This is a genomic window from Devosia insulae DS-56 (assembly GCF_000970465.2).
In the GTDB taxonomy this organism is placed as follows: Bacteria; Pseudomonadota; Alphaproteobacteria; order Rhizobiales; family Devosiaceae; genus Devosia_A; species Devosia_A insulae.
Map to the genome: position 1 here is coordinate 1 of NZ_LAJE02000380.1, position 20,364 is coordinate 20,364.

Consider the following 20,364-nt stretch of genomic DNA (forward strand, 5'->3'; position numbering starts at 1 on the left):
CCGGTTTGATGGTGCGTCCCGGGGCATCCTTGGAGAACCGCGAGGTCGCCGACCACGATCCCTATCGCCCACCCTACCCTGCAGCGGTGTTCGAGAAGCTGCGCGAGTTGGCGCCCCGGCACGACGCGATGCTGGATATCGGCTGCGGCCCCGGCAAGGTCTCACGTCCATTGACGCGGTATTTCGCCGATGTGGTTGCCGTCGATCCCTCGCAGCACATGATCGCGCTCGGCCAAAGCCTCCCAGACGGCCGGGCGCCAAACCTTCACTGGGTGCGCGGCTTCGCCGAAGACGCGCCGCTCGATGGCTGGCGCTTCGACCTCACTGTCGCCGCGGCCAGTATCCATTGGATGGAGCATGACCGGCTGTTCCCGCGGCTCTTGGCACACGCGGCGCCCGGCCACGTGTTTGCGGCAGTCTCCGGCGACGATGCCTTCGAGCCGCCCTGGCACGACGACTGGCAGCGCTTTCTCGGCAAATGGGTGATGGAAGTCACCGGCCGCCAGCTCGAGCCGCGATGGGCCGATGCGATCGCCAGTGATTTTGGCGGCCATGTCGACGTCGCCGGTCGGGCGTTCTTCACCGCGCCGGTCAGCCAGAGCGTCACCGATTTCACCAAGTGCCAGCACTCGCGCGACACCTGGGCCTATTCGAAGCTCGGCAGCCGGACAGCGGCGTTTGACAGCGAACTCAATGATGTTCTCGCCCCGCATGCAGTAGCTGGGCAGTTGAACTACACCGTGAGGACGCTGGTGACCTGGGGCAGCATCGTGCCGAGGTAGCTCAATTATCGTGCAGCAGGCCAAGAAAACAGAGGTTCCCGCTTCCGCGGGAATGACCCGGTGGGTGGGGCACGAATCTAACTTAGCGTATGGGCCTTCGCCGGGGTGATACCGTGGTTGGGGCAACATTGGGTGCCCGCAAACGAAAACGGGCCGCTTGCGCGACCCGTTTCAAACACTCGTCCGCCGCGGCAGTTGTCTCAGAACGGGATATCGTCGTCCATCGAGCCGGATTCGAAGGCCGGGGCCGAGCTCGGGCGGCGCTCCTGCCGGGCTGGTGGGCCGCCAAAGCCGCCGCCGCTGCTGGATTCGCGCGGGCTGGAGAAGCCGCCGCCACCCGACGCGCCGGCGCCTTCGCCGTCATTGCGACCATCGAGCATAGTCAGGTTCGAGTTGAAACCCTGCAGCACCACCTCGGTCGAGTACTTGTCCTGGCCCGACTGGTCCTGCCACTTGCGGGTCTGCAGCTGGCCTTCGATATAGACCTTGGACCCCTTGCGCAGGTACTGCTCGGCAACGCGCACCAGGCCTTCCGAGAAGATCACCACGCGGTGCCACTCGGTGCGTTCCTTGCGCTCGCCGGAATTCTTGTCGCGCCACTGTTCGGAGGTCGCGACGCTCAGGTTTACCACCTTGCCGCCACTGGGCAGGTTCCGCACCTCGGGGTCATTGCCCAGATTGCCCACCAGGATGACCTTGTTCACGCTGCCAGCCATGGCATTTTCCTTTCCAACTTTCCCGGAAACGCGCCCCGGGAGAAACTCCGGCGCGTATCCTACCGCTATCGTCCGCACGGCGCGCGCGCCAAAGGGCCTTAGCCCACAGCTTCGTCGGCTCGCCGTCGTTCCTCTTATGTTCTCCTCGCGCCGCGGTTTGTCAAGCACCTGCTGCATTGCACCGCTGCACGACAGCACTTGACCGACTCTATCCTGTTCCTCTTATGTTCACGTGAAGTTTGAAGAGAGCCATGAACCGCCGTGGTGACAGGAACCGTTGCGGCGTGGTTAAGTTGCAAGTCGGGCGCCGGATACCCAGATGTGCGGCCTAGCCCCTCTTTTTTGAAACCCTGACACGATTTGGCACAAAGCGGCACTATGGTCGCTTGCCCTCGTCAAGTGGAAGTCTTTGATGGCCGACAGACCTAATCCGAACCGCGATCTCGTCATCAGGGGCGCCAAGGAACACAACCTCAAGAATATCGACCTGAGGTTGCCGCGCGACAGCCTCATCGTGATGACGGGGCTATCCGGCTCGGGCAAGTCGTCGCTCGCCTTCGACACCATCTATGCCGAAGGCCAGCGCCGCTACGTAGAGTCGCTGAGCGCCTATGCGCGCCAGTTCCTCGAGATGATGCAGAAGCCCGATGTTGAGCAGATCGACGGCCTCTCGCCTGCCATCTCGATCGAGCAGAAGACCACTTCGCGCAACCCGCGTTCCACCGTCGGCACGGTCACCGAGATCTACGATTACCTGCGTCTGTTGTTCGCGCGCGTCGGCATCCCCTATTCGCCGGTCACCGGCCTGCCGATCCAAAGCCAGACCGTCAGCCAGATGGTCGACATCGTCATGTCGCAGCCGCCGGAAACCCGGCTCTATCTGCTGGCGCCGATCGCCCGAGGCCGCAAGGGCGAGTACAAGCGCGAGCTCAACGACCTGATGCGCAAGGGCTTTCAGCGCGTCAAGATCGACGGCGAGTTCCATGACATCGAGGACGCGCCCAACCTCGACAAGAAGATCAAGCACGATGTCGAAGTGGTGGTCGACCGGCTGGTCGTCGGCCCCGACATCGCCACCCGCCTCGCCGAAAGCTTTGAGACGGCGCTGAAGCTCGCCGACGGCATCGCCTTCGCCGAGTTCGCCGACGAACTCGATGAGAACGGCGCCCCGAAGCGGCTGATCTTTTCGGAAAAGTTCGCCGATCCGATCTCCGGCTTCACCATTCCCGAGATCGAGCCGCGGCTGTTCTCGTTCAACAACCCGTTCGGCGCCTGCCCGGTCTGCGATGGCCTCGGCACCGAGCGGAAGATCGATCCGAACCTGATCGTCCCCGATGTCAGCCTTTCGCTGCGCGATGGCGCCATCCTGCCATGGTCGAAGACCAGCGCGCCCTACTATCTGCAGACCCTGCAGGCGGTGGTTAAGCACTTTGGCGCTTCGACCGGCACGGCCTGGGAAGAGCTGCCCTTCGAAGTGCAGCACGCCGTGCTGTTCGGTACCGGCTCGACCCCGATCAACTTCGTCTATGACGACGGCCTTCGCACCTACAAGTCGACCAAGCCCTTCGAGGGCGTCATCGGCAACCTCGAGCGGCGCTACAAGGAGACCGAGAGCGCCGGCATGCGCGAGGAGATCGAGAAGTACATGTCGCAGGCGCCCTGCGTCGCCTGCAGCGGCTACCGCCTGAAGCCCGAAGCTCTGGCAGTGAAGATCGATGGCCTGCATATCGCGCAGGTCAGCGAGAAGTCGATCAAGGCCGCGGCCGAGTGGTTCATCGCCCTGCCCGAAAAGCTCACCGAGCAGCAGAACAAGATCGGCGAGCGCATCTTCAAGGAGATCCGCGAGCGCCTCGGCTTCCTCAACGATGTCGGCCTCGACTACCTGACGCTCGCCCGTAATTCCGGCTCGCTGTCCGGCGGCGAGAGCCAGCGCATCCGCCTCGCCAGCCAGATCGGCTCGGGCCTCACCGGCGTGCTCTACGTGCTCGACGAGCCCTCGATCGGCCTGCACCAGCGCGACAATGCCCGCCTGCTCGAGACGCTGCAGCGGCTGCGTGACATCGGCAACACGGTGATCGTCGTCGAGCACGACGAGGATGCGATCCTGCTGGCGGATTACGTGGTCGATATCGGCCCGGGCGCCGGCGTCAATGGCGGCCATATCGTCGCCGAAGGCACGCCGCAGCAGGTGATCAGCAACCCCAAGAGCATCACCGGCCAGTATCTGTCGGGCGTGCTCAGCATTCCGATGCCAATCGAACGGCGGAAGCAATCGAAGACCAAGAAGCTCCACATCGACGGAGCCACCGGCAACAACCTGAAGAACGTCTCGGTCGACGTGCCGCTCGGCAATTTCGTCGCCATCACCGGCGTCTCCGGCGGTGGCAAGTCGACGCTGATGATCGACACCATGTACCAGGCGATCGCCCGCCGGCTGAACGGCGCGCGCGTCAACCCGGCGCCGCACAACCACCTTACCGGCCTCGAGCACCTCGACAAGGTGATTGACATCGACCAGTCGCCGATCGGCCGCACCCCGCGTTCCAACCCCGCCACCTATACCGGCGCCTTCGGCCCGATGCGCGAGTGGTTCGCCGGCCTGCCGGAAGCCAAGGCACGCGGTTACGGCCCGGGCCGCTTCTCGTTCAACGTCAAGGGTGGCCGCTGCGAGAAGTGCGAAGGCGACGGCGTCATCAAGATCGAGATGCACTTCCTGCCCGACGTCTATGTCACCTGCGAAGTGTGCAAGGGCCATCGCTACAACCGCGAGACGCTCGAAGTGCAGTTCAAGGGCAAGTCGATCGCCGACGTGCTCGACATGACCATCGACGAGGCCGTCGAGTTCTTCGCCGCGGTGCCCTCGATCCGCGAGAAGTTCCTCACCCTGCAGCGCGTCGGGCTGGGCTACGTCAAGGTCGGCCAGCCGGCGACGACGCTGTCAGGCGGCGAAGCGCAGCGCGTCAAGCTCAGTAAGGAGCTCAGCCGTCGCGCCACCGGCCGGACGCTCTACATGCTCGACGAGCCGACAACCGGGTTGCATTTCCACGACATCGCCAAGTTGCTTGAAGTGCTGCACGAGCTGGTCGACACTGGCAATACCGTGGTGGTGATCGAGCACAACCTCGAAGTCATCAAAACCGCCGACTGGGTCATCGACATGGGTCCGGAAGGTGGCGATGGCGGCGGCGAGGTGGTCGGCATCGGCACCCCCGAGGACATCGCCGCCAACCCTCGCTCCCACACCGGCCGCTTCCTCAAGGACGTCATGGAACGCCGCCCGCAACGCACCGCGGCGGAGTAGGCGCACCGAAGAGCACGCTTCCAAAGAACTCGCGGGCTTCCAGTAGGGTGCGCCGACTGCGAGCATCGTTCCCGATCCCTCGGGTCGCTTGACGTTTGCCGCCCCGCAACCTGGGCAGCGGGTTGCGTCGCGGCCCGATGGGACGTTACTGCTCGCCATCATGAGGAAGTACGGACGCACCTACCACCTGCCGATTTCGCCCGGCGCCACCAGCGACGACAAGGTCATGCTCGGGCTCGACGGGCTGATGGTCGAAGATCTGGTGGTCACCGAGAAGATGGACGGCGAAAACACCACCATTCATCGCGGCGGTTCGCACGCCCGCAGCCCCGATAGCCGATACCATCCGTCGCGCGACTGGCTGAAGGCCTTTGCGGCCGGGATCAGCCCGCAACTGGCCGATGGCGAACGCATCGTCGGCGAGAATCTCTATGCCCGACGCTCGGTGAGCTACGACGAGCTGCCATCCTACTTCCTCGGCTTCGGCTGGATCATCGATGACGAAGTCCAACCGTGGGACGCGACATTGGCGCGGTTCGAGGAGCTCGGCGTCACGCCGGTGCCGGCACTCTACCGCGGGCCGTTCAGGCCAGGCCTGTTCGAAGGCATCGCGGCGTCACTGGACCGAACAAGGCAGGAAGGCTTCGTCGTGCGCGTCGCAGCCGCATTCCCGGAGGCGGAAATGCCCATCCGCATGGGCAAGTATGTGCGGGCGGGCCACGTTCAGGACGAAACGCACTGGATGAAGGCCGAGCTTATCGCCAATCGCCTGGCGAAGTGACGCCGGCCGGAGAACCGGGTGGCGGGCTCTTGTTCCGATCCTCGGCCCCTGCTCTTCTCTCGCTCAGACTCTCTTGCGCACGGACCTCACCTTGACCACGCCCCTCCCCATCTTCGACGGCCATAACGACGCGCTGCTGCGCCTGTTCAATTCCACCACTGCCGATCCGGTCGCCGGCTTTCTGGCCGGCGGCGAGGCGGGGCATATCGATCTGCCCAAGGCCCGCGCCGGTCACCTGGCGGGTGGCCTGTTCGCAGTCTTCTGCCCCTCGCCCGAAAAGATCGACTTTGGCGCCCTGCGCGCCGCCGGCGGTGAAGTGCCGATGCCGCCACCGCTCCCCATGGATACGGCGCGCGCCAGCGCGGTGCGAATGATCTCGCTGCTGTTCCAGCTCGAGCGGGCTTCAGCCGGCCAGTTCGCGGTGTGCCGCAGCGCCGCCGATATCCGCGCTGCCATAGGACGGGGCGCGATGGCGGCAGTCCTCCATATCGAAGGTGTCGAGTGCATCGATCCGGAGCTCGATTTCCTCGACGTGCTCTACGCCGCCGGGCTCCGCTCGCTCGGCCCGGTATGGAGCCGTAACAACGCCTTCGGCTACGGCGTGCCGTTCCGTTTCCCCGGCTCGCCCGATATCGGCCCGGGTCTCACCGATGCCGGCAAGCGCCTGGTGGCGGCCTGCAACCGCCTTGGCGTGCTGATCGACCTGTCACACCTCAACGAGCGCGGCTTCTGGGATGTGGCGGAACTGTCGAGCGCCCCGCTGGTCGCCACCCACTCCAACGCCCATGCCCTCTGCCCGACACCGCGCAACCTCACTGACGACCAGTTGCGGGCCATTCGCGACAGCAACGGCATGGTTGGGCTCAACTTCGCCACCGGCTTCCTCAGGCCCGATGGGCAGATGAACCCCAATACCGATATCGAGCTGATGGTCCGCCACCTCGACCACCTGATCGAGATCGCCGGGGACACCCATGTCGGTATCGGCTCGGATTTCGACGGCGCCATGATCCCGGCGGCCATCGGCTCGGCGGCCGACCTGCCGGTGCTGGTCGAAGCACTGGAGCGCCACGGCTATGACCGCCCGCTGCTCGAGCGCCTGGGTACCGGCAATTGGCTGTCGCTGCTCGAACGCACCATCGGCTGACTCCGACCTCGATCTCCGTACATTGCGACGCCGGCCGGGCGGCCGGCGCTTTTGCGCGAAATCTGTGACAGTCGCGTGAAATTGCCATGCACCTGATGCATGCCGGCACTGATAACTCACTGCATGCGCATTCGCGCAAATCGGCCCATGCTTAGCGAGTGGTGATCCGCAAAAGGAGAACGCCATGTTTGTTCGTGCCGTCTGGCGCCGCCGGCGACTGGTCGACATCAGGCAGACCTTGCGGGAACTGGACGTCCCCACAACCCGCGATGCTCTGGGGATTGCGGGACCAGACTTCCAGAAGATGACCCGCGGACTGTTCGACCGCTAGCCCTTCATCTGTCGCTAACCATTCGAGAATGGCCGCCGTGTGCCCGGCGGCCATTTTCTTGCCCGCAGCTCGCCGCCAGTCTGAATCGCACATGAACGTGAGCGGTTAATGCCATGCGCCAGACGCATAACGGTTCTGATGCATCTCCATCTGCTCGTCCAGACCGAACGAGACTATCTATGTCCTCGTAAACGAAAGGAGACTTCAAATGGGTATTCGCACTACGCTGAAGAAGTGGGCCGCCTACCAGCAGACCGTCCGTGAGCTCAACGCTCTCGACACCCGTCAGCTGAGCGATCTCGGCATCACTCGCACCGACATCCAGCGCATCGCCCGCGACCATGCGCGCACCATCTAACGGTTCGCTCTCTGGTTCGTGCCTGACGCCGGCATCTTAGAACGCTCGCTTCCTGATAGAAGCGGGCGTTCAGCCTTTCTGGGGCTTCGTTCCTCCTAGAAGGCCAGCCGCCCCACCAGTTCCTCATATGACACATTGATCGCCTTGCGGAACGCCGCGCGCTCGTTGAGCCTCGCATGCCAGGCCTCGACATGCGGCAACGCGGGCCGCTCGATCTCCATGGTCGACCAGCGGAACAGCGCCGCACCGGCGGCGATATCGGCGTAGCTCAGCTCGCTGCCGCCCAGATACGGCGCCTCCGCCAGCCGCGCCTCGAGCATTCGGAAGCACCTCAGCGAAGCCACCAGCGCGTTGTCGATCGCCGCAGCGTCCTGCTGCGCCTCCGGCGTCCGAACCTTCAGCCAGAACAGCCCGATCCAGGCTGGCTGGAACGTCGTCGCCGTCCAGTCCGTCCATTGGTCCACCGCTGCGCGATCCCGCGCCTCCATCGGGAACAGCAGCCCGCTGCCATACTCGGCGCTGAGATAGCGGACGATGGCGTGGCTTTCCCACAGCGTCAGCTTGCCGTCGCGCAGCGTCGGCACCAGCCCGTTGGGGTTCATCGCCAGGTATTCCGGCTCGCTGTTGCCGCCGAAACTGCCGCCCAGCGGGACATGTTCGTAGGGCAGTTCCAGCTCTTCCAGCGCCCAGACGACCTTCTGGACATTCGCCGAGCTCAGTCGCCCCCAAAGCGTGATGGTCATGCCAGCCTCCCTGTTCGGGCGACATTGCTACCCATCGCTCAGGTGGTGCGCAACCGCCGGCGCGGGAAGTTGCGTGTTGTAGAGGCGATGCTAGCCTGCCGCCCGTCCCTAACGGAAACCCGTCATGACTGAGCAGCCCTCACCCTTTCTCACCCGTCCGCCAATGCCTGGTGCCGAGGCGCAAGCCGCGTTCGACGCGCTGTTCGATGATGCCGTCGCTGCCGGCCCCAATACGCTGATCGACTATGATCTGCCCTGGCCGCGCTGGCAGTTCATCAGCCACATCGTCGACACGCGACAGTTGATCTCCCACGGCTCGCCGGACGGCGCCATCGAACAGTTCGAGCCGCGCCAATCGCACGACGCGCATCCGTTCGGTAATCGCCAGGCGGTGTACGGCGCCTCGGATGGCCTGTGGTCGATGTATTACGCCATCCTCGATCGCGCGACGCACCCGATGTTGCTGGTCAACTCGGCGGCGCGGGTCGAGCTGGATGACGGTTCGCTCGGCGATCCGTTCTATTTCTTCTCGATCAGCCAGCCGGCGCTCGACGCTCGTGCCTTTCGCGCGGGCACCCTCTACCTCTTGCCCCGTGACAGTTTCGAACAGATGCCGCCGCTGATGGTTGGTGGCCAGCGCGCCCACGTACCGCAATGGGCGAGCCTCAAGGCCGTCACCCCGCTCGCCCGCATCGCCGTCGCCCCGGAGGACTTTCCATTCCTCGAGCAGATCCGTGGCCACGACGACGCCTTGATCCTCGAACGCGCCAAATCTGACCCCGACGGCTTCCCCTGGCTGGACTGAGCCGCGCCATTGCCCGGACGGGCTGGGCTTGCTATTTGGCGCCCATGTCAAAACACCTCGAACCCATTCATGTGATCGGCGGCGGCCTCGCCGGCTCGGAAGCCGCCTGGCAAGCTGCCGAAGCCGGCGCCAAGGTGGTGCTTCACGAAATGCGCCCCACACAGAAGACCGATGCGCACCAGACCGAAGGCTTTGCCGAGCTGGTCTGCTCCAACAGCTTCCGCTCCGACGATCACCAGCACAACGCCGTCGGCTTGTTGCATGAAGAAATGCGCCGCTGCAACTCGCTGATCATGCGCGCCGCTGACCTGCATAAGCTGCCGGCCGGCGGAGCGCTGGCGGTCGACCGCGACGCGTTCTCGGATGCCGTTACCGCCGCCATCCACAACCACCCCAATATCGCGATCGAGCGCGGCGAAGTCGCCGGCCTGCCGCCCGAGGCGTGGCAGAATGTCGTCGTCGCCACCGGGCCGCTGACCTCTCCGGCCCTCGCCGAAGCGATCCAGCAACTGACGGGCGAGGACTCGCTCGCCTTCTTCGACGCCATCGCGCCGATCGTCCACCATGAGTCGATCAACCACGACATCGTCTGGGCCCAGTCGCGCTACGACAAGGTCGGACCGATGGGCAATGGGCAGGATTACCTCAACTGCCCGATGGACGAAGCGCAGTACCACGCCTTCGTCGACGCGCTGATCAGCGCCCCGCTGCATGAGTTCAAGGATTGGGAGAAGGTGCCGTATTTCGATGGCTGCCTGCCCATCGAAGTGATGGCCGAGCGCGGCCGCGATACCTTGCGCTGGGGTCCGATGAAGCCGGTCGGTCTCACCAACCCCCGCAATCCGACGGTCAAGGCGCATGCCATCGTGCAGCTCCGCCAGGACAATGCGCTGGGCACGCTCTGGAACATGGTTGGCTTCCAGACCAAGATGCGCTACGGCATCCAGGCCGAGATCTTCCGCATGATCCCCGGCCTCGAGAACGCGCAGTTCGCCCGGCTCGGCGGATTGCACCGCAACACCTTCCTGAACTCCCCCAAGGTCCTGGACGCCAACCTCAAGCTCAAGGCGATGCCGCGGCTGCGCTTTGCCGGCCAGGTCACCGGCGTCGAGGGCTATGTCGAAAGCGCCGCCGTCGGCCTGATGGCCGGCCGCATGGCCGCCGCCGACGCACGCGGCGAGCAACTGGCGATCCCGCCGGCGACCACCGCCATGGGCGCCCTGATCAACCACATCACCGGCGGCCATCTCGAGGCCGAAGCCTATTCCGGGGCGCGCAGCTTCCAGCCGATGAACGTCAATTTCGGCCTGTTCCCGCCGGTATCGATCACCAAACCCGAAGGCCATGTCGGCCGCTGGAAATCGACCGAAAAGACCATCGCCAAGAAAGAAGCGATCACCTCGCGGGCGCTCGACGACATTATTGCGTGGGCGTAGGCGGCCGGTCGGCAAACAATTGGCCCAGTAGGCCGGTGACTTGCAGGTCCTCGCGTTCAGCGACACGCTCGAAGCTAGCCGTGTCCACGGCTAGCCGGTAGTTGGCCTCGGCAAAGGTGAAATCAATCCAGGGCTCAACGAGGTACTCCTTGGTCTGACGAGCTGCGAACGCTGCCAGACCGAGCACAACCGGAACGGCGAGGTCGCCTGATGCAGTCGCGCCAGGCAGGACCTCGATCCTTAGCTGTCCGTTGTCGATCGACAGAGCGATCTCGCCGCCGCCTTCCCGCGTCGTATTGACGTGCTCGCTCCCCTCCTGATCGGTCCAACGCATGAACGTACTGACCGTAGACCCGGGCCGCAGGATCGACACCTGCCCAAGGTAAAATGGGGTCGCCGCGACCGGAACCGGGGTGACCCTGCGCCAGATCGTTGCGTTATGTTCCGCCATTAGACTTCCATAGGGCGCAAATCCGAGTGCGGGGAGGACCACGGCGGAGCCATCGCGGTCGGCCTGCCAGGTTATCCCGTACTTGCCCATGACGTGCCGAACCCCGGTCCGACCTTCGGCGCTGCCGCTGAGGTAGTCGATGATACTTGTCGCCTGCGCGATCTCCGCGCCCGTCCAATCCGGCCTCGGTGGGCTCGCCGAGCGGTCCGCGCCGGCGTTCATGACCAGTGCGTCGAGCTTCCCCATTTGCTGCTGCATGGAAAGATTGCCGTAGTTCCAGGGCCCGATCGAAATCGCCAGAAGGATAGCTCCCGCCAGAGCCGGCATCAGCCGGATGTCGCCGCGGCCGACGAGGAACACCGCTGCCAGCACTGCTGCCCACACGCCGCCTGCCACCAGCAGCACGCGCTCATCCGTGAGCCCGTAGGCATCCACCCGCGTCCACACCGCGACGAAGAACAGCGCCAGCGGCACCAGCGTCAGCCAGAACCACCAGCCGCGGAACAACCGGGCGAGCGCCCGCGCCCGAATGAACGGCGGATACAGTGACAGCCAGGTAGCAGCGCCAATCACCACGAAGCCGAGCACCATCCAGCCGATCAGCCCCTCCGGCAGTTGCTGGGCGATAGCGATCTGCACGGTGTAGGCGAGCAGGATCAGGCTATAGATCAAGAGCAGCGGCACCAGCACGAACTGGCCGAGAAAGCCAAAGGCACGCGGCAGGAAGTCCGGGCGCTCCAGCTCTTCGGCGCGGTATGCCGAAAGGTGCGGCAGCGTCGAGAGCCAATAGACCGGCGCAAGGAACAAACCGGCGAACGGCAACACCCAACGATAGAACAACTGGTTCGACTCAACCCCGAACAGCACCGACAGTGAGCGCTCGATGGCGAACAGGCCGAGCGCAATCAGCAGCAAGGCTATTGCGGCGATGACAGCTGTGGTGAACGCTTGGAAGTTGACCCACCAGAAGCGGTTCTGCACCTCGTCGCGTGGCGCGCCACGCTCGATGCGTGTGAAGGGCGAGACCGACAGCCAGAGCACCGCCACGACCGGCAGCGCATAGGGCACGAGCCAGGTGATGTCGGTCAGCTGGAACGCTGCAGCGACGACAACCGGCAACATATACCTGAGGATAAGGCCCGTAACGCGCGCTTCCGGCCGGCTCTCGGCGAAGTAAACGCCGGCGACAGCCAGCACCGCCGCGGTGGCAAGGCCAAGCGCGACGCGGGCCCAGACTTCTTCGTCCATCTCGGCGATACCATTGATCGCCCCGATGACGACGATCGTGGTGAGACCCGCGAACAGGATCGCCAACCAGAACCGCTGGCCGGTGAGCAGGAAATCCGGAGCCTGCTTCTCCAACCACGCCCTGAAGCCCATGCTGCCCTCATCCCCCGAGGCAATGCCTGCGGTGCCATGATGGCGATTCTCCGGCCGGCTACCAGCGCCGTCACGCGCGACGCGCCGACCACCACCACATGGCGAGGATCTTGCGCCAGTCCGCCGTCGCGGCGGTCGCGGCGTACGGCGCGCGGTTGCGGGCGGCCTGGCGCAGCTCAGGCCCGAGCAACGCCGCCGGCGCGAAGGCCGGCCGCAGCGGCTGTGGCAGCGCCGCGATGGCGCGCTGCGCCTTGCCCAGGTGCTCGACCGCCAGATCGTTGATCTGGCCGAGTGCCGCGAACAGCCCCTCGCCTGCTTGCCCGGCGAGGATTTCGCCATCGGTCATGCCATTGGCCGCAAAGATGTTCATCGGCAGGAAGATGCGGCCCTGCGAGGCGTTGAAGCCGAAGGCGCGCAGGTGCCCGGCCAGCGCCTGCGCCACGCCGAGATGCCCGGCCGCATCGCCGGTCTCGACTTCGGCGCCGCCGTTCAGCACCATCGCGGCGAGCTGGTACAGCACCGAGACGGTTTCCCCGGCATACCCCTCGAAGCTCGCAACGTCAGGCATCGGGTCCTGGTAGAGGTCGAAGCGCCGGGCCGCCACCAGCCGGAGCAGCGGGCCGCTCGGCAGTCGGTACGTCTCGATGGCATCGAGCAGCGCTGCCGCCAGCGGGTTCTGGCGCACATTGCCGTGCCCCGTCCCCTTCAGCGCATCGGCCCACCATTGCAGCCGGATTTCTCCCGCCGTCGGCTCGCGGGCCCGGTCACGGATCGACGCCACATCGGCACTGAACGCGTAGAGCGACTGGATCGCCGTCCGCTCCGGCTCTTTGAGCAGCAGCGTCGCGAAATAGCGGTCACGGTCGGCATCGCGCAGAAAGCTCGCGACGTACCCGGCGCCTTCGCTCATCGGGCGCTCTCGACCGCCAGCAGCGCCGCGCCCACGGCACGATCCTCGGCCAGCAGCACGTTATAGGTGCGAACCGCCCCACCGGTGGCGATGGCTTCGACGATCACCCGGCGCTCCTTCAGCGCGGCGCGCACCGCGGGGTCGAGCCCGGCGATATCGCCGCCCAACCCGATCAGCAGCACATCGAGCTGGTCGGCGGCCTCGAGCACGGCCTGAAGACTCTCGACCGACACCTCAGCGGGCAGCGTCGCCTCCCAGGCGAACATGCCGCCGGGGAGACAGAGCAGTGAGCCGCGATGCGACATGCCGGCGAAGCGGAAACCGCCATTGCCGTAGGCGTCGATGGGGACCTGCCGGGGATAGAACCCCTCCCCCCGCTCAACCACGGGCTAAACCGCGGCGCCGTCGGCGCGCTTGTTCGCCTTGGCCTTCTTTTCCTTCTCTTCTTCCATCTCGCTGCGCGGCTTGAGCCCGAAATGGATCAGGATCGGGCCGCCGATGAAGATCGAGGAATACATGCCGAAGATCGAACCGAAGGTCATGGCGATGGTGAAGCCACGGATCGACTCGCCGCCGAAGAACACCAGCGGGAACAGCGCCAGCAGCACGGTGAACTGCGTCAGCGAGGTACGAACGATGGTCTGGTTGATCGAGAGATTGATGATCTCGGGCACCGACATCTTCTTGTATTTTCGTAAGTTCTCTCGGACGCGGTCGGAAATCACCACCGTTTCGTTGAGTGATAGACCGACCAGTGTCAGCACCGCCGCGATCGAGGAGAGGTTGAACTCCAGCCCGGTTATCGAGAACAGCCCGACTGTCATGATCACGTCGTGCAGCGTCGTCGTCACGGCGGCGAGGCCGAACTGCCATTCAAAGCGGAACCACACATAGATCAGGATGGCGACCAGCGTCACCAGCACGGCGATGGTGCCGTTGAAGGCCAGTTCACCCGACACCGTGCCGCTCACCGCTTCGGTACGGCGCACCTCATAACTCTCGGTGGCCAGCGTCTTGGTGACTTCCTGCACGGCCACCTGCTGGGCGGCGTCGCCGCCCTCCTGCAGCTGGATGCGCACCAGGAGATCCTGCGGCGTGCCAAAACTCTGCACCTGGACTTCGCCGAGGTGCAGCGTTTCGAGCAGCTCGCGCACCCGCGCCGGGTCGGCGTCGCCCTCCGCCGTATGCTGCACTTCGATGGCCGAACCGCCGACGAAGTCGATCCCGAGGTTGAAGCCCTTGAAGTAGGCGGTGCCGATAGCGAGCACCGTCAGGACGATCGAGAGGATGATCGCGTTGCGCGACATCTTCATGAAGTCGATCTTGGTGCCGTCGGGGATGAACCGGAAATGCTGGATCTTCAGCGTCTTGGGGCGCTTCCAGTGGTACCAGATGCCGATGAAGAAGCGGGTCACCGTATAGGCGGTGAACAGCGAGGTCAGGATGCCCAGCGCCAGCGTCACGGCAAAGCCCTGGATCGGGCCCGAGCCGAGGAAATACAGGACGATCGCCGCGATCAGCTGCGTCAGGTGGGAGTCGATAATGGTGCCCCAGGCACGGTGGAAGCCCGCGTCCAGTGCCGCAAGGATCGATTTGCCGGCTCGCTGCTCCTCGCGCATGCGCTCATAGATCAGCACGTTGGCGTCGACCGCCACGCCGATGGTGAGCACGATACCGGCGATGCCGGGCAGCGTCAGCGTCGCGCCGATGGCCGAGAGCGACCCGAGGATCAGGAAGATATTGAGCACCAGCGCCACGTTGGCGAACACGCCGAACAGACCGTAGGCGATGACCATGAAGGCCAGCACCAGCACCGACGCCACCGCACCGGCGGTGATACCGGCGCGGATCGAATCCGCACCGAGGCTGGGGCCGACCGAGCGTTCTTCGACCACGTCGAGGCTGGCCGGCAGCGCACCGGCGCGCAGCAGCACAGCGAGGTCGCTGGCGGTCTGTGGCGTAAAGTTGCCACTGATCTGGCCCGAACCGCCGGTGATCGGCTGCTGGATGACCGGCGCGGTGATCACCTGGTTGTCGAGCACGATGGCAAAACGCTTGCCGACATTCTTCGAGGTGATTTCACCAAAGGTGATGGCGCCGCGGGTGTCGAACTGGAAGCTCACCACCGAACGCGAGGTCTGCTGGTCGAAGCCCGGCTGCGCATTGGTCAGCGACTCGCCACCGAGTTCGATGTTCTCGTTCAGCAGCTCGTTGCCGCCATCAGCGCTGGGGAGAATGAAATAGCCCGACGGGATACCCTGCGCCTCGGCCTGCGCCGCGGTCATCGAGGGATGGACCAGGTGGAAGGTGAGGCGCGCGGTCTGCTGGACGATCTTCTTCAGCCGCTCGGAATCCTCGAAACCCGGCACCTGCAGCAGCACACGGTCCTGCCCCTGGCGCTGGATGGTCGGCTCGGTGGTGCCCACCTCGTCGACGCGGTTGCGGATCACTTCCATCGACTGCGCGACGAGCGACGACATGCGCTCCTTGACCCCGTCGGCGGTCAGCGACACCACGATCTTGCCGTCCGGCGTCTCGGAGAAGGCCAGTTCCGGCACGCCGCCGACGCCAAAGCTGCTCGAGACATTGTTCTGCAGCTTCTGCACAGCCGTCATCGCGGCCGCCTTCTGCGTCGGATCGGTCAACTCGATGGTGATCGAATCCGGCCCGGTGGTGATCAGGTTGCCGATACCATTGTCGTTGGCCAGCGCCGAACGCACGTCGCGGCGCAGCGTCTTGATCCGCTCGGTGATGATCGACTCGCGGTTGACCTGCAGCAGCAGATGCGAGCCGCCCTGCAGATCGAGGCCGAGCACCACGGTCTGCTTGGGCAGGAAACCCGGCCAGGCGGCGAGGATATCCTTGGGCAGGAAGCTCGGGATGGTGAACAGGATGCCAAGTATCGCAACGATGACGATGATGGCTGACCGGATTGGCGATGACTGCATGGTCGGAACTTGGGTCCTGTATGGTGCCCTAACGGGAAGCAGCAAGCTGCCCCATGGGCAAGCGGAGCCCAGTGGCTCCGCGTCTATGTCAGAAATGCGTCAGCCGGCCCATTTTGGGGGCCGGCTGGAATGGGTGGCTCAGGAAGCCTTGTTGTCGTTGACCGGCGTCGACTTGGAGCGGACATCCGAGATACCGCCGCGCGTGACCTTGACGCGGGTCCCCTGCGCGATCTCGACCTCGAGGTCCTCGCCGTCGACCGCCTTGGTGACCTTGCCGACGAGACCACCCGAGGTGACCACGGTGTCGCCACGGCTGATCGACGACAGCATCGCCTGGTGCGCCTTCATGCGCTTCTGCTGCGGACGGAAGATCAGCAGCCAGAAGATCACGACCAGCAACAGGATCGGGGCGAACTGGATCAGCAGATCACCGGCGCCCATGCCACCGGCGGGGGCTGCACCTGCGGCTTGCGCGAAGGCGGGGGTCACGAACATTAAGAAACTCCTTGCATAGTGGCTGTCGGCACGTCGGATGGCCGTTGTGGACCCATATAGGGCTGGTCTCCGGCGCTGGACAGTCCAACCCGGCAAAAATCGGCCGGAATATAGAGGCCGTGCACAAGGATTGCAAAGCCAATCGGGCTGCGTCAAAACGGGGGCGTACCCGGGAGTTCGCCCATATGACCACCGACTATTCCGCCGACATCGCGGCGGCCCTCGCCCGCATCGCCGATACACTCGACGCCATGAAGCCCGGCGCCGGCACTCCGGCCCCTGCCCTCACCGACGCCGACGCCTATCACTGGGACGCCGCGGCGGATGCGCTCATCCCGGTGCCGAAGGTATCGCGGGTGCCGCTGGCCATGCTCAAGGGCATCGATGACGTGCGCGAGATCCTCTTGCAGAACAGCCTGCAGTTTGGGCGCGGCTATGCCGCCAACAACGCGCTGCTCTGGGGCGCCCGCGGCATGGGCAAGAGCTCACTGGTCAAGGCCGTGCACGCCCACATCAACGGACTGGGCGAACCCGGTACTAAACGGCTGATCCTGATCGAGATCGCTCGCGAGGACATCGAAGCCCTGCCCCGCCTGATGCGACTCATCGCCAAAGAGGAGACCGCCCGCTTCATCGTGTTCTGCGACGATCTGAGCTTCGACAAGGACGAGACCAGCTACAAGTCGCTCAAAACCATTCTCGATGGCGGCCTCGAAGGCCGGCCCGAAAACGTGCTGTTCTACGCCACGTCCAACCGCCGCCACCTGATGCCGCGCGACATGGTGGAAAATGAGCGGTCCACGGCGATCACCCCGGGCGAAGCGGTCGACGAGAAGGTGTCGCTGTCCGATCGTTTCGGCCTCTGGCTCGGCTTCCACAACTGCGACCAGCCGACCTATCTGGCGATGATCCGTGGCTATTGCGACGAGTATGGCCTCGTGATCGACGACGAAACCCTGCGCGCCCGCGCCGTCGAATGGTCGATGACCCGCGGCGCCCGCTCCGGCCGCGTCGCCATCCAGTTCGTCCGCGCACTGGCCGGAGAACAGGGTAAGGCTATCTGAGTAGCGAGTAGCGAGTAGCGAGTAGCGAGTAGCGAGTAGCGAGTAGCCGGGCTGCGGATGTCACAGCGCCCTCGCAACCCCTTTCTATTCGCTACTCGCCATTCGCTATTCGCCGCCCCCCCATAAGCATCACCACGTACATCGCTAAGCGCCATCGCGCCGTCCTACGCGCAGATGTTGCCAGCGCGGTGTTTCCGCATTGCTCACGGGAATTCCACTTATCTTGCGTATACTTATCTCTATTTGACTAATCTCGTATTCCGTGGTCCCGGGCGCAAGTCGTCGAGCGCCTGACACGACCGGCCGAGCGTCCTGCCCAGGAGGGTGGCGGCCACTTGTGGGGTACTCGAATGCCTAGGCAACGAGACAGTCAGTTGCGCCACGTGTGGTCACTTCGTGGCCTCAAGCGTCTTGCCGGCGATCACGACGGCGCCTCGGCGGTCGAATTCGCCATCATCGCTCCGGTCTTCATCCTGATGATCGTCGGCGTCCTCGCCTACGGTATCTATTTCGGCGCCGCCAACTCGGTGCAGCAGATCGCCGCCGACGCCGCGCGCACCTCGATCGCCGGTCTCAGCGCCACCGAGCGCAACACCCTGGTTACGGCATTCATCGAGAGCAATGCCGGCTCCTATGTCTTCATCGATCCCGACGAGGTGGATTTCGCCATCGGCGACGATGCCAGCGATCCCAACCAGTACAAGGTCACCGTCACCTACGACGCCTCGCAACTGCCGATCTGGGGGCTGCCGGTGCCGATGCCGGGCAAGCTCATCAGCTACACCTCGACCATCCGCCTCGGTGGCACATGAAGGTTTTGCGCCGCTTCCAGGGCGAGGAGCGCGGTAACATCGCAGTGATGTTCGCGCTGATCCTGCCCGTCGTGATGCTCGCCGGCGCTTTTGCCGTCGATGAAGGTTCGCTCTATCTCGAGCGGCGGCAGGCGCAGTCGGTGGCGGACCTCGCTGCTATCGCCGCAGCGACCGACCCCAGCAAGGCGCTCGACACCGCTTTCAAAACCTTCCAGGCCAACGGGCTGATCGGCGCCACCCTCAGCATCGACGATCCCTCGATCCAGATCCGTTCGTCGCGCCCCGTACAGGTGGTGACCGGCCACTACAAAGCAGCCCCGGAACTGTCGGTCACGGCGCGCTTCTCCCCCGGCGGCTCGCCGCCCAATGCCGTGCAGGTGACCTATCGCAAGACCGGCACGCTGTGGCTCGCCCGGCCCTGGCAGGCGCCGCCCGAAATCTCCGTTGCAGCGCTGGCCACGGCCAACCCGCAGGCGGCCTTCTCGGTGGGCTCCCGCCTCGCCTCGGTCAATGGCGGCGTCGCCAACGCCCTGCTCAAGAGCCTGCTCGGCACCTCGGCGACGCTCGACGTGATGAGCTACAATGCCCTGCTCGATGCCAAGGTCGACCTCCTCGATTTCCTCGATGCCCTGAACCAGAACCTCCACCTCTCGGCCGCCACCTATGGCGACGTGCTGAAGGCCTCGGCCAGCCGCGGCGCCATTGCCGGCGCCCTCGCAAGCGTTCTCACCGGCACCGCCAAGACCGCCGCCACCACGCTCTCCACCACCATCGCCGATACCGGCACCATCCCGCTGCTCAAGCTGCTCGATATCGGCTCGCTCTCGACCCTGCCGGTGGGCAGCGAATCTGGTTACTTCGCCGGCCTCTCGGCGCTCGAGCTGCTCAATGCCGCGGCGGTGATCGCCGGCAACGGCAAGCAGATCGATCTCAACGTCGGCGCCAGCCTGCCCGGCCTCACCAGCATCGCTCTTAGCGTCGCCATCGGCGAGCCGCCGCAGCATGCCTGGTACCGCGTTGGCGAGAAGGGCGCCGTCGCCCGGACCGCGCAGACCCGGCTGAAGCTCACGGTCAAGCTGCTCGGCAGCCCGGTGCTGCTCGGCGCCGGCGTCACCCTGCCGATCTATATCGAAGCCGCCTATGCCGAAGCGCGGATCCGCTCGCTCACCTGCCCCAGCCTGGGCAAGCAGGCCGGCAGCGCCGTGGTCGAGGTGCTGCCCGGCGCGGCGCGCCTCGCCATCGGTAATCTCTCGGGCGCCAGCTTCACCGATTTCGGCGCCCTCCCGGTGGTCAGCCAGGCCACCATTCTGTCGGTCCCGCTGCTGCTCAAGATCAAGGCCAGCGCCGCCGTCGCCATCGGCCAGACCTCGCCGATCCTGCTCAATTTCTCGAGCGACGACGTGAAGCAGGGAACGGTCAAGACCGCGACCAACCACACGATCGTCGGCAGCCTGTCGAAATCGCTGCTCGACGGGCTCGATATCGATGTCGACGTGCTCGGATTCGGGCTGTCCAGCGATGCGGTCATCGAAGCGGCGGTGCGCACCCTTGTGGCGCCGCTGGCGCCGGTGCTCGACAGCACTATCTTCGGCGTGCTCGAGGTTCTCGGAGTCGGCCTCGGCGAGGCCGACGTCCGGGTCTACAGCGTCACCTGCAGCCGCCCGGTGCTGGTAGGCTAGAGCGCTTCAGGAAACGGGCCTCCCCGCGAAGGCGGACCGCACCAAGCGAGCTCACCACCAAGCGGCGCCCCAAACGCGATGTCATCCCGGCGCAGGCCCACTACTGTCCGGGATTTTTGGGTGATGGTGGATTGAGGCTGAGTTCCATCTGTCCTTGCATTGAGTTTGGTCGTCGTCGTGGTGGCTGGAAGGCGTTTAGGACGTTGATCCTGAGCAGGGTACGGA

The 20,364-nt window shown here is 65.0% G+C and carries 18 protein-coding genes; 11 read left to right on the forward strand and 7 right to left on the reverse strand.

Translation table 11 applies throughout. From position 1 onward, the window contains the following. The first annotated feature begins 8 nt into the window (after positions 1 to 8). Complete coding sequence (locus VW23_RS25620) at positions 9 to 782, forward strand: class I SAM-dependent methyltransferase (protein WP_069912330.1); 774 nt, start codon at positions 9 to 11, stop codon at positions 780 to 782. A 200-nt stretch (positions 783 to 982) separates the two neighbouring features. Here the strand turns inward: VW23_RS25620 and ssb are convergent, their stop codons facing one another. Next, complete coding sequence (gene ssb, locus VW23_RS25625) at positions 983 to 1,498, reverse strand: single-stranded DNA-binding protein (RefSeq protein ID WP_069912315.1); 516 nt, start codon at positions 1,496 to 1,498, stop codon at positions 983 to 985. Positions 1,499 to 1,910: 412 nt separating this feature from the next. Between ssb and uvrA the strand changes: the two genes are divergently transcribed. From uvrA to VW23_RS28425, 5 genes are all read left to right on the forward strand, one after another. Beyond that, positions 1,911 to 4,799 (forward strand): excinuclease ABC subunit UvrA, encoded by a 2,889-nt coding sequence (gene uvrA / locus VW23_RS25630; RefSeq protein WP_069912316.1) that lies wholly within the window; start codon positions 1,911 to 1,913, stop codon positions 4,797 to 4,799. A 160-nt stretch (positions 4,800 to 4,959) separates the two neighbouring features. Continuing rightward, positions 4,960 to 5,580, forward strand: coding sequence for an RNA ligase family protein (locus tag VW23_RS25635; RefSeq protein WP_069912317.1), 621 nt, complete (start codon positions 4,960 to 4,962; stop codon positions 5,578 to 5,580). Positions 5,581 to 5,671: 91 nt separating this feature from the next. Then, on the forward strand, positions 5,672 to 6,727 hold the full coding sequence (locus VW23_RS25640; RefSeq protein ID WP_084646488.1) for a dipeptidase: 1,056 nt from the start codon (positions 5,672 to 5,674) through the stop codon (positions 6,725 to 6,727). A gap of 184 nt (positions 6,728 to 6,911) precedes the next feature. Then, positions 6,912 to 7,058 carry a hypothetical protein gene (locus VW23_RS29175; protein ID WP_176730489.1) on the forward strand — a complete coding sequence of 49 codons (147 nt, stop codon included), beginning with the start codon at positions 6,912 to 6,914 and terminating at the stop codon, positions 7,056 to 7,058. 208 nt (positions 7,059 to 7,266) lie between these two features. Then, on the forward strand, positions 7,267 to 7,416 hold the full coding sequence (locus VW23_RS28425) for a DUF1127 domain-containing protein (RefSeq protein ID WP_082434573.1): 150 nt from the start codon (positions 7,267 to 7,269) through the stop codon (positions 7,414 to 7,416). 95 nt (positions 7,417 to 7,511) lie between these two features. Here VW23_RS28425 and VW23_RS25645 read toward each other — a convergent pair whose 3' ends face one another. Further along, the gene (locus VW23_RS25645; RefSeq protein ID WP_069912319.1) at positions 7,512 to 8,159 is read right to left on the reverse strand and encodes a glutathione S-transferase family protein; all 648 of its coding nucleotides are present in this window, start codon (positions 8,157 to 8,159) and stop codon (positions 7,512 to 7,514) included. Positions 8,160 to 8,283: 124 nt separating this feature from the next. On the opposite strand from VW23_RS25645, the gene VW23_RS25650 reads away from it, so the two are divergent. Both VW23_RS25650 and trmFO read left to right on the forward strand, forming a co-directional pair. Continuing rightward, a complete protein-coding gene (locus VW23_RS25650) occupies positions 8,284 to 8,964 on the forward strand; it encodes a hypothetical protein (protein ID WP_069912320.1) in 681 nt (226 codons plus the stop codon). A gap of 44 nt (positions 8,965 to 9,008) precedes the next feature. Continuing rightward, positions 9,009 to 10,400 (forward strand): methylenetetrahydrofolate--tRNA-(uracil(54)-C(5))-methyltransferase (FADH(2)-oxidizing) TrmFO, encoded by a 1,392-nt coding sequence (gene trmFO, locus VW23_RS25655; protein WP_069912321.1) that lies wholly within the window; start codon positions 9,009 to 9,011, stop codon positions 10,398 to 10,400. Here trmFO and VW23_RS25660 read toward each other — a convergent pair. The 5 genes from VW23_RS25660 to yajC form a co-directional block, all read right to left on the reverse strand. After that, positions 10,384 to 12,231, reverse strand: a complete 1,848-nt coding sequence (locus VW23_RS25660) for a DUF4153 domain-containing protein (protein ID WP_069912322.1) — start codon at positions 12,229 to 12,231, stop codon at positions 10,384 to 10,386. The two genes, trmFO and VW23_RS25660, sit on opposite strands and share 17 nt — an antisense overlap. 70 nt (positions 12,232 to 12,301) lie before the next feature. Next, on the reverse strand, positions 12,302 to 13,141 hold the full coding sequence (locus VW23_RS25665) for a phytoene/squalene synthase family protein (protein ID WP_069912323.1): 840 nt from the start codon (positions 13,139 to 13,141) through the stop codon (positions 12,302 to 12,304). Continuing rightward, positions 13,138 to 13,527, reverse strand: coding sequence for an Mth938-like domain-containing protein (locus tag VW23_RS25670; RefSeq protein WP_069912324.1), 390 nt, complete (start codon positions 13,525 to 13,527; stop codon positions 13,138 to 13,140). The genes VW23_RS25665 and VW23_RS25670 overlap by 4 nt, the downstream gene beginning before the upstream one ends. Positions 13,528 to 13,530: 3 nt before the next feature. Next, entirely contained in the window at positions 13,531 to 16,089 is a 2,559-nt protein-coding gene (gene secD / locus VW23_RS25675; protein ID WP_069912325.1) for a protein translocase subunit SecD, read from the reverse strand. Positions 16,090 to 16,227: 138 nt separating this feature from the next. Beyond that, on the reverse strand, positions 16,228 to 16,584 hold the full coding sequence (yajC, locus tag VW23_RS25680; protein ID WP_069912326.1) for a preprotein translocase subunit YajC: 357 nt from the start codon (positions 16,582 to 16,584) through the stop codon (positions 16,228 to 16,230). 185 nt (positions 16,585 to 16,769) lie between these two features. On the opposite strand from yajC, the gene VW23_RS25685 reads away from it, so the two are divergent. The 3 genes from VW23_RS25685 (at position 16,770) to VW23_RS25695 (ending at position 20,139) form a co-directional block, all read left to right on the forward strand. After that, a complete protein-coding gene (locus tag VW23_RS25685) occupies positions 16,770 to 17,648 on the forward strand; it encodes an ATP-binding protein (protein WP_069912327.1) in 879 nt (292 codons plus the stop codon). A 350-nt stretch (positions 17,649 to 17,998) separates the two neighbouring features. After that, complete coding sequence (locus tag VW23_RS25690; RefSeq protein WP_069912328.1) at positions 17,999 to 18,460, forward strand: TadE/TadG family type IV pilus assembly protein; 462 nt, start codon at positions 17,999 to 18,001, stop codon at positions 18,458 to 18,460. Next, positions 18,457 to 20,139: a pilus assembly protein TadG-related protein gene (locus VW23_RS25695; RefSeq protein ID WP_069912329.1), complete on the forward strand. Its 1,683-nt coding sequence runs from the start codon at positions 18,457 to 18,459 to the stop codon at positions 20,137 to 20,139. Before VW23_RS25690 ends, VW23_RS25695 begins: the two co-directional genes overlap by 4 nt. Positions 20,140 to 20,364: the final 225 nt, after the last annotated feature.

Coding starts and splice junctions, on each gene's coding strand:
- VW23_RS29175 (WP_176730489.1), top strand. CDS start 6,912: ATGTTTGTTCGTGCCGTCTGGCGCCGCCGGCGACTGGTCGACATCAGG.
- VW23_RS25660 (WP_069912322.1), bottom strand. CDS start 12,231: ATGGGCTTCAGGGCGTGGTTGGAGAAGCAGGCTCCGGATTTCCTGCTC.
- uvrA (WP_069912316.1), top strand. CDS start 1,911: ATGGCCGACAGACCTAATCCGAACCGCGATCTCGTCATCAGGGGCGCC.
- VW23_RS25690 (WP_069912328.1), top strand. CDS start 17,999: ATGCCTAGGCAACGAGACAGTCAGTTGCGCCACGTGTGGTCACTTCGT.
- VW23_RS25620 (WP_069912330.1), top strand. CDS start 9: ATGGTGCGTCCCGGGGCATCCTTGGAGAACCGCGAGGTCGCCGACCAC.
- VW23_RS25650 (WP_069912320.1), top strand. CDS start 8,284: ATGACTGAGCAGCCCTCACCCTTTCTCACCCGTCCGCCAATGCCTGGT.
- VW23_RS25695 (WP_069912329.1), top strand. CDS start 18,457: ATGAAGGTTTTGCGCCGCTTCCAGGGCGAGGAGCGCGGTAACATCGCA.
- yajC (WP_069912326.1), bottom strand. CDS start 16,584: ATGTTCGTGACCCCCGCCTTCGCGCAAGCCGCAGGTGCAGCCCCCGCC.
- VW23_RS25665 (WP_069912323.1), bottom strand. CDS start 13,141: ATGAGCGAAGGCGCCGGGTACGTCGCGAGCTTTCTGCGCGATGCCGAC.
- ssb (WP_069912315.1), bottom strand. CDS start 1,498: ATGGCTGGCAGCGTGAACAAGGTCATCCTGGTGGGCAATCTGGGCAAT.
- VW23_RS28425 (WP_082434573.1), top strand. CDS start 7,267: ATGGGTATTCGCACTACGCTGAAGAAGTGGGCCGCCTACCAGCAGACC.
- VW23_RS25685 (WP_069912327.1), top strand. CDS start 16,770: ATGACCACCGACTATTCCGCCGACATCGCGGCGGCCCTCGCCCGCATC.
- secD (WP_069912325.1), bottom strand. CDS start 16,089: ATGCAGTCATCGCCAATCCGGTCAGCCATCATCGTCATCGTTGCGATA.
- VW23_RS25645 (WP_069912319.1), bottom strand. CDS start 8,159: ATGACCATCACGCTTTGGGGGCGACTGAGCTCGGCGAATGTCCAGAAG.
- trmFO (WP_069912321.1), top strand. CDS start 9,009: ATGTCAAAACACCTCGAACCCATTCATGTGATCGGCGGCGGCCTCGCC.
- VW23_RS25635 (WP_069912317.1), top strand. CDS start 4,960: ATGAGGAAGTACGGACGCACCTACCACCTGCCGATTTCGCCCGGCGCC.